Here is a 13,464-nt window from a genome sequence, read left to right on the forward strand (position 1 = left end):
ATGGCAACGATTCAAAAATTCGATAAAAAGTCGAAGTATGTGTATTCAACTGCAGCTATAGGAAGAGACATGATGTATGCTTTATATTCAACATATTTGCTAGTTTTTTTAACTAACGCAGTTGGATTACCAGATTGGGAGTTAGTAGCAGTAGGGGTCATTATTGCAATCGCTAGAGTGTGGGATGCGATCAATGATACATTCATGGGTATTATTATTGATAATACAAGAAGTAAATTTGGTAAATTTAAACCTTGGTTATTGCTTGGTGCAATAACTTCAGCAGTTGTCTTCTTTGCATTATTCCAAGATTTTGGATTGTTAGGATGGCCGTTTGTTGCAGTATTTTCGATACTTTATGTATTATCAGGGATGACGTTTACGATGAATGATATTAGTTATTGGTCAATGTATCCTACGTTTACAACTGATCCAAAAGAAAGAGAAAGCATTGGATCATTAGCGAGAATATTTGCTAGTTTAGGTATGTTTATTGTGATTGCATTTGTGCCTATTTTTTACCAAAATTATGCAGGTGGGCCTAGACAGGCATTCATGATATTAGCAATTGTTATAGGGCTTATATTTATAGGATCACAAGTTGCAGTTTTCTTTTTTGTTAAAGAACCAAAAAACGCAATTACTCATGTTAAACAAGAAAAAACTCAATTTAAAAATCTATTAAAAATTATATTTAAAAATGATCAATTAGTTGTCATTATTGTTGCGATACTGTTATTTAATACAGGATATTTTATCACTACTGCATTAGGTATCTATTTCTTTGATTTCGATTTCAATCGCTATGGTGGGACAGAATTTATGATCTTTTCTGGAATTCTTGCGGTGAGTCAGTTAACGGCAATTTCACTATTCCCATTACTCTCACGTAAGATTGGTAGAAAAAATGTGTTTACACTTGGTGTAATTTTAGTTGTTATTGGATATTTATTATTTATGAGTGTTAAATATATACTTCCAATGAATATGTTATTTATTGGAATCGCCGGATTAGTTTTATTTAGTGGGCAAGGGTTCATTCAAGTTCTAGTTCTGGTAATGCTTGCAGATACTATAGAATATGGACAATGGAAATTAGGAACCAGAAATGATAGTGTTGTATTTTCTATTAATCCTTTTGTTACTAAATTAGCTACAGCATTTCAAAATATCGTAGTTACAATGACATTAGCTTTTTCAGGATTAAATTCAAAGGTTATTAAGCCGGTAGCTGATGCAGTCAATAGTAATCCAGATATGGAAACTGCTGAAATTAGAACCTTAATTTCAACTCTCGTTGACGATAAGATGTTAATATGGTTGAGAGTTTCTATGATTGTGCTCCCACTTATATTAATTATTGCATCTTACATCATTTATAGATGGAAATATAAATTAGATGAAAAAATGTATAAAGAAATTACAGCAGATTTATTAAAAAGAGTTTCAGCAGAAGAATAATTAAAATAAAAAAAGAGGCAATCGCACGCGATTGCCTCTTTCATTTATTTTTCTTTTCGTTTGATATTTAAATCTTCTAATTCAGATTTAGTGAAATGATATTTTTCATGACAAAAATGACATATGATTTCTGCACCTTCATCTTCATCTATAAGTTCTCTCATTGTTTGTTCATCTAAAGAACAAAGTGATCTAGCAAAACCATCTTTACTACAATGACAAACATAACTTAAATCCTTTTTATCTAAAATTTTTGATGTGCCATCAGAAAGAAGAGAAATAATTTCTTCAGGTGTCTTTCCTTCATGAATTAAAGTTGAAATAGGTTTTAAATTAGATATGACTGATTCTAGATGTGTAATAACTTCCTCGCTAGCGTCAGGCATAAGTTGTAAAATATATCCACCACTAGCTAATACGCTCTGATCGGTATTGACAAGAACACCTAAGCCGATAGAAGTTGGGACTTGTTCACTTAAAGCAAAATAGTATGTGAAATCATCAGCTATTTCTCCTGTTTGTATTTCAGAAGAAGATGTAAAAAACTCCTTCATGTTTAAATCTTTAGTAATATAGATAACACCTTTTCCTACAGCTTCACCTACATTTAATTTCCCTTTTTTAGGTCCATCGGTATATTTAATATAAACTTCAGGATTATTAATTTCTCCTCTAACCTCACCTTTCGAGTTAGCTTCTACAAGCATAGAAGAGATAGGCCCATCACCTTTGATTCTTAAGGTTATACGTTCATCTTTTTTATACATTAACCCCATCATTACAGATACGGTTAAAAATCGTCCAAATGCTGCAGTAGCGGTTGGCCATGTTTTATGGATTTGTCTAGCGTGTTCAACTAGGTTAGTTGTATGTGCTGCATATATTCTTACAGATTTATCGTAAGCGGATGCAATTAAAGCATAATCTTTCATATATTCTCATTTCCTTTTCAATGATATTGTAGCATAATTGCACTGTCTTTAAACTTATGATACAATAAATCGGGTGAATTTTATGTCATTTAAGATTAAAGATTTAGAAATTAAAAATAAAATCATACTTGCACCAATGGCTGGAGTATCAAACAGCGCTTTTCGTGTACTTGCTAGAAAATATGGTGCGGGCTTAGTTTTTGCTGAAATGGTTTCTGATAAAGGACTGCTTCATAAGAATGAAAAAACATTAAATTTACTTTATATGACGGACTATGAAAAACCTATGGCTCAACAAATATTTGGATCAGATTTAGAAACTATGGTTGATGCCGCTGTTTATATTGATAAGCATAGCAATTGTGATGTTATCGATATTAATATGGGATGTCCTGTTCCAAAAGTTGCAGTTAAAGCACAAGCTGGGGCATCGTTAATGAAAAATCCAGATAAAATATATGATATCGTTAAAGAAATCGTCTCAAGAGTATCTAAACCAGTTACAGTTAAAATAAGAAGTGGTTGGGATTTTAATAGTATTAATGCAGTTGAAGTTGCAAAAAAAATTGAAGCTGCTGGTGCATCTGCAATTACAGTGCATGCAAGAACTAGATCACAAGGATATTCAGGAAAAGCTGACCTTGATGTTATTAAAAATGTTAAACAAGCTGTTAGTATTCCTGTTATAGGTAATGGCGATGTTATTGATGGTGCGAGTGCTAAACATATGTTAGATTATACTGGATGTGATGCAGTAATGGTCGGACGTGGTGCTTTAGGTAATCCATGGATATTTAGAGAAATAGAAGCTTACTTAAAAGATGGAACAATATTAGATAAACCTACATATGAAGAAATTAAAGAAATGATGATTCTTCATTTTAAAGCTTTAATAGAATTGAAGGGTGAACATGTTGCATGTCTTGAAATGAGAAGTCATGGTCCATGGTATTTAAAAGGAATTCCTCATGCATCAACGCTTAGAAAGCAATTGTCTCATATTAATAATGAGGATGAGTTTATTGAACAAGTGAATTATTTCTTTGATCATGATGTCATAAATCAATAATAAATAAGGATGAATGTTCTTTTGAACACTCATCCTTTTATTTTAAATATTTTGTACATATTTTTTATATTGTTTTAACTGTTCTGGAGATAATATTGTTTTTACATAAGTGCCATCATCTTCATATTTGGTTTCTAAAATTGTATTATTTTCTTTTAGAATAGAAAAAATGTTACCTTGATCAAAAGGAATTTTTAGAATGTGAATTCTATTGTCTTTATATAAATGGCCATAAATTGCATCAATTAATGAATCAATATTCTCTTTTGTTCTGTTAGATACAAAGATATAGTCTTCATCAATAGCAGGAGTAATTGTCGCGATTTCTTTTTTTGTTAAAACTAAAAGTCTTTCAACTTGATCTGCATTTATTTCTTTTAAGACTTGTCTTGTAACATCAATTTGTAATTGATCAAAATAAGCTCCATCTACAACGTGAATTAATAAATCAGCGTGAACGACATCACTTAACGTTGATTCAAACGAACGAACTAGTTCATGAGGAAGTTTATTAACAAACCCAACAGTATCAATTAATATAAAAGGCGGGTTATTGTCTTTTTGTAATTTTTTTGCTTTTGTAGATAATGTTGCAAAAAGCATATCTTTTTCTAAGACATCTTCAGAATCATGATGAAGTGCATCGCTTAAGGAATTCATTAATGATGATTTACCAGCATTTGTATAGCCTACTAAGGCAACAACGGGAATCTGATTTTTTGCTCTACGCTTACGAGAAACTTCTTTTTCTTTTTTTATTTTTTCTAATTCACTTTGAATTTGACCGATTTCTCTTAAAATTTTTCTACGATCTAGTTCAAGTTTTGTTTCACCAGGACCTTTAGCATTATAAGTACCCCCACCTTGTCTAGATAATGAATTACCTAAACCAATAAGACGAGGAAGTGTATAATATTTTTGTGCAAGGGCAACTTCTAATTTTGCTTCTTTAGTTTGTGCTCGAATTGCAAAAATAGACATAATCAAAAAGCTACGATCAATAACTTGGCAATCTAGATCTTTTTCTAGATTTTTTAATTGTGCTGGTGATAATGTATCATCAAATATAACGATGTCAATATCAAGTACTTCGATCATCTTTTTGATTTCTAATACTTTTCCACTACCAATATAATATTTTGGTGTAACTTTCTTTGCATTTTGGCATACTTTATCTTTTGTTTTTATGCCAAGAGCATCTGCTAGATGCTCAAGTTCATCAAGTGATTTTAAAACGGCTTTTTCATCTTGATAAACATTTAAACCGACGAGTATTGCTTTATCCATAATTTACCTCTTTGTGTGTTATATAACAAACTGCTCGTATTCGGTTACTTTTTTAAAATAATTCGAAAGAGCTTTTAATTAAAGATTTGATAGTATAAGGTTAATGTTCATGGTTATACCTCCTTAAATTGTATACATTATATATACAAACATATTATAACCTTTTAATTTGTGTATAACAAATATTACTTATACAAAATACATAAAAAACAAGAAAATCTATAAAGAGCGACTGGCTAATTAAAGAATTAAATATATGATATAATAAAAGTATCTTACAAGCAACATACTTTTATATTTAAGGGAGGCATAATATGCAAAAAATTACTAGTATTTGTGAAAAAATGGGTGTGCAATCAGACGAGTGTATACCATTTGGTTTTTATAAGGCAAAAATTGATTTAAAAATGATGAAAAGATTAGAACAAAAAAAGGATGGCAAACTTGTTCTAGTTACAGCGATTAATCCTACACCTGCTGGTGAGGGGAAAACAACAATTTCTATTGGACTTGCTCAAGGATTAAAAGAAATTGGAAAACACCCAGTTCTTGCATTAAGAGAACCAAGTCTTGGACCAGTTTTTGGTTTAAAAGGTGGAGCAACTGGAGGCGGATTATCCAGTGTAGTACCTATAGATGATATTAATCTTCATTTTACAGGAGATCTTCACGCAATCACTGCAGCAAATAATCTTTTAAGCGCATTAATTGATAATCATATATACCAAGGTAACGAATTAAAAATCAAAAGAGTCACTTGGAAACGTGCAATGGACATGAATGACCGTGCACTAAGATCTATTGAAACACCTTCAAGAAAAGATGGATTTATCATAACTGCAGCATCAGAGATTATGGCTATCTTAGCACTTGCTCTTGATTTAGATGATTTAAGAACTAGAATTAATAAAATATTAATTGGTTATAACGAAGACAATGATCCAGTATTTGTTAAAGATTTAGGTGGAGCAGATGCACTTGTCTTATTATTAAAAGAAGCAATCAATCCAAATTTAGTCCAAACAATTGATGGTGTACCAACATTAATTCATGCTGGTCCATTTGCAAATATAGCTCATGGATGTAATAGTGTTGTAGCTACTAAAATGGCTTTAAAATTAGGTGATTATACAGTTACTGAAGCTGGATTTGGTGCAGATTTAGGGATGCAAAAATTTCTAGATTTGAAAGTGCCATATTTACCAAAAGCTCCAGATGCAGTTGTTATCGTAACAACCATAAGAGCTTTAAAATCTCATGGTAAAGCTGAAGATTTTAATAAAGAAGATATTAAAGCAATGAAATTAGGGTTGCCTTTATTAGAAAAACATATTGAAAATATTAAGAACTTTGGTATGAATTATATTATTGCTCTCAATCATTTTTATAATGATAGTAGTGAGGAAATCAAAGTATTACTTGACTGGGCAAATGAGCGGAATTATCCGATATCTCTTTGTAAAGGATTTAGTGAAGGTGGGTTAGGTATGGTTGATTTAGCAAGTAAAATCGTTGAAATCACCAATAAAGAATCACATCTAGTCCATACCTATGATGAAGCAGATTTACCAAGAGTTAAAATTGAGAAAATAGCTAAGAAAATATATGGAGCTAAAGATGTTGCATTCTCAGATAGAGCATTAAGACAATTAGATAAATACGAAGAACTTGGTTGGAATTTACCTATTTGTATGGCTAAAACACCATTATCAATTTCAGGATCTTCCAAATTAGTTGGATTACCTAAAAATTTCACATTAGAAATTAATGACATAAAACCTTCAATGGGTGCTGGATTTTTAGTTGCATTAACTAAAGGTATCATGACAATGCCAGGATTAAATAAAACACCTAGAGCATTAGAAATGAAACTTGATGAAAACGGCAATCTTATAGACTAGGAGGAACTTATATGATTTTATTAGATGGTAAAGCTTTAAGTATTAAAAGAAACTTGGAATTAAAAGAAAAAATAGAAAGAATTGTTTCTAATAATTATAGAAGTCCTAAACTTGCGATTATATTAGTTGGGAATAACCCAGCAAGTCTTTCTTATGTTAAAGGCAAAAAAAGAGCATGTGAACTTGTAGGTATTAAACATGACATGCATCATTTAGATGAAAACATTTCACAAAAAGAATTAGAAGATTTAATTATAAATTTAAATGAAGATGATTTGGTAGATGGTATTTTACTACAATTACCAATCTCTAAACATCTTGATGATAGCTTATTAATTGATATGATATCAAAAAATAAAGATGCAGATGGTTTTCATGTAATTAACCAAGGATACTTATACCAAAAGAAGAAAACAATATATCCAGCTACACCTAAAGGTATTATGACAATGCTAAAAGCATATGACATTAATCTTTTAGGAATGAATGCTGTTGTTATTGGAAGATCCAATATTGTTGGTTTTCCTGTTGCAAGACTTCTAATGGATCAAGGTGCAACCATTACAGTGTGTCACTCAAAAACAAAAGATGTATCTATGTATACTAAACAGGCAGATATTATAGTAGTAGCTGCGGGTAGACCACATATTTTAACTAAAGATATGGTTAAAAAAGGAGCAATTGTTGTTGATGTTGGTGTCAATAGAGTAGATGGCAAACTTATTGGAGATGCAGATTTTTCTGATTTAAAAGAGGTATGTTCATATCTAACACCGGTTCCCGGTGGAGTTGGACCTATGACTATACATAGTCTATTAGAAAATACATTTGAATTATATTTAGAACATATAGCAAAATAACCTTTACAAATCACTATGAAACTTGATATACTATTTGTGTATATAATTATCGTATAAGTTATCTATGATGGAGATAACGTTTCTACCGGAATGCCTTATATTCCGACTACGATTAATTAAACATTTAGGGGTTGTTTTTCTAAACGTAGCCTTGATATGCGTATAATTATGATACATCAAGGGGCGAAGTGGGTAATGTAACATCGCTTTTATTTAAAAACACCGCACTTTTGGGGTGTTTTTTTTACCGATATAATGCTAAAATAATAATGTGCTTTAAAAAGGAGATTGATTAAATGAATATATGGCATGATATAAGTAAATCACGTATAACACCAGATAAGTTTATTGCGTGTATTGAAATATCTAAAGGCTCAAAGAAAAAATACGAACTTGATAAAGATACTGGTATGATTATATTAGATAGAATACTATTTACTTCAACTCATTATCCAGCTAATTATGGGTTTATTCCTAGAACTTATGCAGGAGACAATGACCCACTTGATGTTTTAGTTTTATGTCAAGAAGATATTGAACCATTATCCATTGTTGAATGTTATCCCATTGGAGTTATGAAAATGATTGATTCTGATGAAATTGATGAAAAAATTATAGCGATCCCATTTGGTGATCCTTCTCTAACACAATATAAAGATATTCATGAACTTCCAGCTCATTTATTAACTGAAATGGGACATTTTTTTGAAGTCTATAAATCTCTTGAAGGCAAGAAAACTTATATCCTTGATATTGAAGGTAGAGAAGCAGCAAAAAAAATCATTTTAGAAAGCATGAAAACATACGAAGAGAAATTCGGAAAGACAGGTCGATGATTTATGGGTAGAGCGTTTGAAGTAAGAAAAGTTGCAATGGGTAAAACTGCAGCTGTTAAAAGTAAACTATATGCCAAATATGGTAAAGAAATATATATGGCAGCTAAAAGTGGTACACCTGATCCAGAATTAAACCAAACATTAAAAAGAATTATTGAAAAAGCAAAAAAAGATCAAGTTACTGCAGATGTCATTAAGCGTGCAATTGATAAAGCCAAAGGTGGTTCTGAAGAAAGTTATTCAGAAGCAAGATATGAAGGCTTTGGGCCAGGAAATTCAATGATTATTGTTGAATGTTTAACTGATAATGTCAATAGAACAATTGCTGAAGTTAGAAACGCCTTCACAAAAACAAATGGTAAATTAGGTGTATCGGGTTCTGTGCTACATCAATTTAATCACCAAGCTGTATTTACAGTTCCTGAATTGACTGAAGATGAAGTCTTAGAAACATTAGTGTTAAATGATGTAGATGTGACTGATATAGAAGCTGAAGAAGATGGTGTGACTATTTTAGGTGATGCTAAAGATTACAACCAAATAAGAACTGCATTTACTGATGAAAATCCTGAACTTGAGTTTATTACTGATGAAATTATGTGGCTGCCAATCATGGATACAGAATTAACATCTGAAGAAGATCAAAGTACATTTCAAAGATTGTTAGATATGTTAAATGAACTTGATGATGTGCAAGATGTTTACCATAATGTTAAACAAGACTAACATGAATTATAAAATGTCTAAAATAGGTTAAAAAATAGTAAAGATGATCGCATGAAAGTGCTTTAGGTCATCTTTTTATTTATTTCTTATTATGTTATAATAAGTCGAAGACTACGCTAGGAGGAAAGTATGAAATTAAAAACAAGTGATCCTTTAATGGATAAGTTCATTCAAAGTGAGAAAAACAGGCAAGAATTCAACATTGAATTAATTGCATCTGAGAATTTCGTTTCACAAGCTGTATTAGAAGCACAAGGTTCTATTTTAACTAATAAATATGCTGAAGGCTATCCTAAAAAAAGATATTATGGCGGATGTGAATTTGTTGATGAAATTGAAACTGAAACAAAAAATAGATTAAAAAAATTATTTGATGCTAAGTTTGTTAATGTTCAACCTCATTCAGGATCTCAAGCAAATATGGCTGTATATCATGCGCTTCTAAATCCAGGAGATGTTATTTTGGGTATGTCATTATCTGAAGGCGGGCATTTAACGCATGGATATTACTTGAATTTCTCAGGTAAGTTATATCAAAGCTTTTTCTATGGTGTAGATAAAAAAACTGAGATGATCGATTATGATGAAGTAAGAAAAATAGCTTTAGAAGTAAAACCTAAATTAATTATTGCTGGAGCTAGTTCATATTCTAGAATTATTGATTTTAAAAAATTTAGAGAAATTGCTGATGAAGTTGGCGCTTATCTTCATGTTGATATGGCACATATTGCAGGATTGGTTGCGGCAAAAGTTCATCCTTCGCCTATGGAATTTGCAGATGTTGTTTCGTCAACTACTCATAAAACATTAAGAGGACCACGTGGTGGAATTATCTTAACAAATAACGAAGAGATTGCTAAAAAAATAGATAAAGCAGTTTTCCCTGGTATACAAGGTGGACCTTTAATGCATGTGATTGCAGCAAAAGGTGTCGCTTTTAAAGAAGCACTAGATGAATCTTTCACAACTTATCAAGAACAAGTTGTAAAAAATTCAAAAGCATTAGCCAGCGCATTAAGTAAATTAGGGTGTCGTATCGTCAGTGGTGGAACTGATAATCATTTATTATTAGTTGATGTTAAATCACAATATAAAGTTACGGGACTTAAAGCTGAAACTGTATTACATGAAGTTGGTATTACATGTAATAAAAATGGACTTCCTTTTGATGATGAAAAACCACGATATACAAGTGGCATTAGATTAGGAACACCTGCTGTTACAACAAGAGGATTTAAAGAAGAAGAAATGGAAATGATTGCTCTACTGATAGACAAAGTATTGAAAAATATTGATAACGAAGATATTTTAAATCAAGTACGAGATGAAGTCATAAAAATAACTAAAAAATATCCGTTATATTAGAAAGGAAATTAGAAATGATTGAGAAGACGAGATTTATTCCTGATGGTAAAAAAGAACTAAAGAAACTTCCAATAATAAATTACACTGATTCTAAATACTTATACTATCCAGTAACAAGTTCTAGATGTGCAGATGGTGAAACATGTGTGCGAGGTGGTCAATTTGTAAAAGTTGGTGAAGTAATCGGGACTAGAAAAGGTGCGTTTTTTGAACAACCTATGCACGCTACAGTTAGTGGAGAGGTTGTTGGAACTGAAAAACACATGGATCAAAGTGGAAAATCTGTAGATTGTTTAATCGTAAAAAATGATTTTAAATATGAGTTGCATAAAACCATAAAAGATCGAACAGATGAAGAAATTAATGCTTTAACAAAAGAAGATTTTGTTTCGATTGTTAGAGAAAAAAGTTTAGTAGGATTAGGAGGTAGTGCATTCCCTACTTATATTAAGTTGAGCACAAAAGACAAAATCGATGTCGTTGTGGCTAATGGAGTTGAATGTGAACCTAATTTAATCAGTGATTATGCGTTAATGTTAACTAATCCTAAAGCTATCATTGAAGGACTTATATATGCAATGAAAGCATCTGGTGCTAAAAAAGGAATTATTGCTATTAAAAAGAAATATAAAGAAATCGATGAACGTTTATCTTTTGAACTTCGTGAATATAGCGATTATGATATTGAAGTCGTAAAAATAGGAAATTTTTATCCACAAGGATGGGAAATACTTACAATTAAAAATGCTTTAGGCATTAAGATTCCTCAAGGGGAACTATTGTCAAAATATGGTGTTCTGAATTTTAATGTTTCTACATTAGCTAGTATTTTTGCAGCTGTAAAACATAACCTGCCTGTATTAGAAAGATATATCTCTCTAAGTGGTGATGGTATAACAAATCAAAATTTTAGAGCTCGAATTGGAACATTAATGACTGAATTAGTTGAAAGTGTTGGAGGCTATAAAGATATAGAAATTCCTAAAGTTTTAATTTTAGGTGGTCCAATGATGGGTGTCAATGTATCACAAGATGATATTGTCATGACACACACAACAACATCATTGATTGTTCAAAACCAAGTAGATCTTCATGAAGAACCATGTATCCATTGTGCTTCATGTGTTTATTCTTGTCCAGTTGGAATTCAACCTGTTCAAATCATGAATGCATATAAGACAAGAGATAAAGATATGATTAAGCATTTAGGAATTAATAAATGTATTGAATGTGGGCTTTGTTCATTTGTATGTCCATCTAAAATTCATTTAACTGAAACCATGCGCAAAGCAAAACGCTTTGCGAGCAAATAGGAGGTTTACGCATGCAAACAATAAAACAAACAAGCCCTTATGTTCGTAAAGATGTAAGTACAAAACGTATGATGATTGATGTGTTAATTGCATTAACTCCTGTTGTGATGTTTTCAATTTACAGATTCGGAATGGATTCACTAATTAGAATATTAGTTTCATTAGTGGTCATGGTAGGATTAGAAGCAATTGCTTTTGGCATGATGCATAAGCCTGTTAAAAGTGATGACTTTAAAGAAAGATTTAAATCTAGATATAAAGATTTTACAATTAATAATATAACTGCTCCTGCAGTAAGTGCAATAATATTTGCAATGTTATTACCATCTAAATTACCAATATACGCAGTTGTTGCTGGTGCCGGTTTCGGTATCATAGTAGCTAAAATGCTGTTTGGTGGAATGGGTTCTAATATTTTTAATATTGCTGCAGCAGGACGTATATTTATAGGTTTAGCATTAGCAGATATGTTTACTGGCACTTATGATGGTGTTGATTTGATTGCTGGAGGAACTGCATTAACCGCGATTAGAACTGGTGCAGGGTTTCCATACACTTTAAATAGTTATCCATTAATTGATATGTTTTTAGGAAACATACCTGGCTCAATGGGTGAAATAAGTGCTCTAGCTATTTTGATTGGTATGATTTATTTATTAATTCGTAAATCAGCGGATTTTAGAGTGATTGTATCATCTCTAGCTACATTTACATTGTTAATATTTGTTGCAGGATTAAAATTATATCCTGAGCAAGTTGTTGAATATACTTTATTCCACTTACTTTCAGGTGGTATATTATTTGGAGCTGTCTTTATGATTACAGATCCTGTAACGTCACCAACCTCAAGACCAGGAAGATGGATTTATGGGATATTAGTTGGATCAATAGTTGTCTTAATTAGATTATTTGGAGCATATCCAGAAGGTGTAGCTTTTGCATTAATATTTTCAAATATGTTTGTCCCATTAATTGATTATCCTCAATGGGCTACAAATAAGTATAAGCCTGCTTTCTTTATCGGAACTAGCGTAGCAATCCTAGCATTAGTTGCTATAGTATTCTTTGGTGTAGGAGGTATTGCATAATGAAAAAATTATTTGAGAAAAAACCAATGGTTTATTATACTTTTGTACTTGCAGTTGTTTCAATTGCTTGTGGTGTTGTTATCGGTGGTGTAAATTATTTAACTGCACCAGTGATTGCTGATAATTTATTAGAAGCAAAAGTTGAAGCTTTTGAAACTGTGCTGGAAGGCATTGTTTCGTTTGAAGAAATTGAGTTAACAGATGATTATCCATCAAGTATTCAAAGTGTCAATATGGCATATGATGCAAAAATAACTGATTCTTCGAAGCAATTGATTGGTTATATTTACGAAGCATATAATACAAACAAATTTGGTGATATGACGGTTGTTGTAAGTGTTGGACTAGATGGAAAAGTTTTGGGAGCTACATTTGTTGCTATTGAGCAATCTCTTAATGTTCCTGCAACAAGAACAAATTTATCTCTCTATATAGGATCAGATATTACTGATTTAACGCCTAGTGGTGATATACTTGCTGGTGCAACTTATAGTTTAGCAACTCTTAATGAGATGCTAGTTGATATTGCAACTGCCCACAATTTAGCTGCTAGTGAAACTATTGCAGTTAATCCTTTTAACAAGAATCAAAACGAGTTAAAATTTATTATAAGTGAGGTGGCATAA

General features: G+C 31.4%; 12 protein-coding genes and 1 riboswitch. Of the genes, 10 read left to right on the forward strand and 2 right to left on the reverse strand.

Annotation, left to right across the window (positions count from 1 at the left end; genetic code table 11):
- The gene (locus MPAN_RS00900) at nt 1–1,461 is read left to right on the forward strand and encodes a glycoside-pentoside-hexuronide (GPH):cation symporter (protein WP_176239155.1); all 1,461 of its coding nucleotides are present in this window, start codon (nt 1–3) and stop codon (nt 1,459–1,461) included.
- A gap of 44 nt (nt 1,462–1,505) precedes the next feature.
- Here MPAN_RS00900 and hslO read toward each other — a convergent pair whose 3' ends face one another.
- A complete protein-coding gene (gene hslO, locus MPAN_RS00905; RefSeq protein WP_176239156.1) occupies nt 1,506–2,393 on the reverse strand; it encodes an Hsp33 family molecular chaperone HslO in 888 nt (295 codons plus the stop codon).
- A gap of 82 nt (nt 2,394–2,475) precedes the next feature.
- Between hslO and dusB the strand changes: the two genes are divergently transcribed.
- On the forward strand, nt 2,476–3,462 hold the full coding sequence (gene dusB, locus MPAN_RS00910; RefSeq protein WP_176239157.1) for a tRNA dihydrouridine synthase DusB: 987 nt from the start codon (nt 2,476–2,478) through the stop codon (nt 3,460–3,462).
- 42 nt (nt 3,463–3,504) lie between these two features.
- Here the strand turns inward: dusB and hflX are convergent, their stop codons facing one another.
- Nucleotides 3,505–4,749 (reverse strand): GTPase HflX, encoded by a 1,245-nt coding sequence (hflX, locus tag MPAN_RS00915; RefSeq protein ID WP_176239158.1) that lies wholly within the window; start codon nt 4,747–4,749, stop codon nt 3,505–3,507.
- A gap of 314 nt (nt 4,750–5,063) precedes the next feature.
- Between hflX and MPAN_RS00920 the strand changes: the two genes are divergently transcribed.
- The 8 genes from MPAN_RS00920 to MPAN_RS00955 all read left to right on the forward strand — a co-directional run bounded on the left by MPAN_RS00920 (nt 5,064) and on the right by MPAN_RS00955 (nt 13,464).
- Nucleotides 5,064–6,650 carry a formate--tetrahydrofolate ligase gene (locus MPAN_RS00920; RefSeq protein ID WP_176239159.1) on the forward strand — a complete coding sequence of 529 codons (1,587 nt, stop codon included), beginning with the start codon at nt 5,064–5,066 and terminating at the stop codon, nt 6,648–6,650.
- A gap of 11 nt (nt 6,651–6,661) precedes the next feature.
- Nucleotides 6,662–7,510 carry a bifunctional 5,10-methylenetetrahydrofolate dehydrogenase/5,10-methenyltetrahydrofolate cyclohydrolase gene (locus tag MPAN_RS00925; protein ID WP_176239160.1) on the forward strand — a complete coding sequence of 283 codons (849 nt, stop codon included), beginning with the start codon at nt 6,662–6,664 and terminating at the stop codon, nt 7,508–7,510.
- A gap of 29 nt (nt 7,511–7,539) precedes the next feature.
- Nucleotides 7,540–7,639, forward strand: a riboswitch (purine riboswitch).
- A gap of 167 nt (nt 7,640–7,806) precedes the next feature.
- On the forward strand, nt 7,807–8,346 hold the full coding sequence (locus tag MPAN_RS00930) for an inorganic diphosphatase (RefSeq protein WP_176239161.1): 540 nt from the start codon (nt 7,807–7,809) through the stop codon (nt 8,344–8,346).
- 3 nt (nt 8,347–8,349) lie between these two features.
- Nucleotides 8,350–9,072: a YebC/PmpR family DNA-binding transcriptional regulator gene (locus MPAN_RS00935; protein ID WP_176239162.1), complete on the forward strand. Its 723-nt coding sequence runs from the start codon at nt 8,350–8,352 to the stop codon at nt 9,070–9,072.
- Nucleotides 9,073–9,201: 129 nt separating this feature from the next.
- Nucleotides 9,202–10,437 carry a serine hydroxymethyltransferase gene (gene glyA / locus MPAN_RS00940; RefSeq protein ID WP_176239163.1) on the forward strand — a complete coding sequence of 412 codons (1,236 nt, stop codon included), beginning with the start codon at nt 9,202–9,204 and terminating at the stop codon, nt 10,435–10,437.
- Nucleotides 10,438–10,451: 14 nt separating this feature from the next.
- Nucleotides 10,452–11,750 (forward strand): RnfABCDGE type electron transport complex subunit C, encoded by a 1,299-nt coding sequence (locus tag MPAN_RS00945; protein WP_176239164.1) that lies wholly within the window; start codon nt 10,452–10,454, stop codon nt 11,748–11,750.
- Between the two features lie 11 nt (nt 11,751–11,761).
- A complete protein-coding gene (locus MPAN_RS00950; protein WP_176239165.1) occupies nt 11,762–12,838 on the forward strand; it encodes an RnfABCDGE type electron transport complex subunit D in 1,077 nt (358 codons plus the stop codon).
- Nucleotides 12,838–13,464 carry a hypothetical protein gene (locus MPAN_RS00955; RefSeq protein WP_176239166.1) on the forward strand — a complete coding sequence of 209 codons (627 nt, stop codon included), beginning with the start codon at nt 12,838–12,840 and terminating at the stop codon, nt 13,462–13,464. The genes MPAN_RS00950 and MPAN_RS00955 overlap by 1 nt, the downstream gene beginning before the upstream one ends.

Origin of the sequence: Mariniplasma anaerobium (genome assembly GCF_016865445.1) — a bacterium.
Taxonomy (GTDB): domain Bacteria; phylum Bacillota_I; class Bacilli_A; order Acholeplasmatales; family Acholeplasmataceae; genus Mariniplasma; species Mariniplasma anaerobium.

Coding starts and splice junctions, on each gene's coding strand:
- MPAN_RS00900 (WP_176239155.1), top strand. CDS start 1: ATGGCAACGATTCAAAAATTCGATAAAAAGTCGAAGTATGTGTATTCA.
- hslO (WP_176239156.1), bottom strand. CDS start 2,393: ATGAAAGATTATGCTTTAATTGCATCCGCTTACGATAAATCTGTAAGA.
- dusB (WP_176239157.1), top strand. CDS start 2,476: ATGTCATTTAAGATTAAAGATTTAGAAATTAAAAATAAAATCATACTT.
- hflX (WP_176239158.1), bottom strand. CDS start 4,749: ATGGATAAAGCAATACTCGTCGGTTTAAATGTTTATCAAGATGAAAAA.
- MPAN_RS00920 (WP_176239159.1), top strand. CDS start 5,064: ATGCAAAAAATTACTAGTATTTGTGAAAAAATGGGTGTGCAATCAGAC.
- MPAN_RS00925 (WP_176239160.1), top strand. CDS start 6,662: ATGATTTTATTAGATGGTAAAGCTTTAAGTATTAAAAGAAACTTGGAA.
- MPAN_RS00930 (WP_176239161.1), top strand. CDS start 7,807: ATGAATATATGGCATGATATAAGTAAATCACGTATAACACCAGATAAG.
- MPAN_RS00935 (WP_176239162.1), top strand. CDS start 8,350: ATGGGTAGAGCGTTTGAAGTAAGAAAAGTTGCAATGGGTAAAACTGCA.
- glyA (WP_176239163.1), top strand. CDS start 9,202: ATGAAATTAAAAACAAGTGATCCTTTAATGGATAAGTTCATTCAAAGT.
- MPAN_RS00945 (WP_176239164.1), top strand. CDS start 10,452: ATGATTGAGAAGACGAGATTTATTCCTGATGGTAAAAAAGAACTAAAG.
- MPAN_RS00950 (WP_176239165.1), top strand. CDS start 11,762: ATGCAAACAATAAAACAAACAAGCCCTTATGTTCGTAAAGATGTAAGT.
- MPAN_RS00955 (WP_176239166.1), top strand. CDS start 12,838: ATGAAAAAATTATTTGAGAAAAAACCAATGGTTTATTATACTTTTGTA.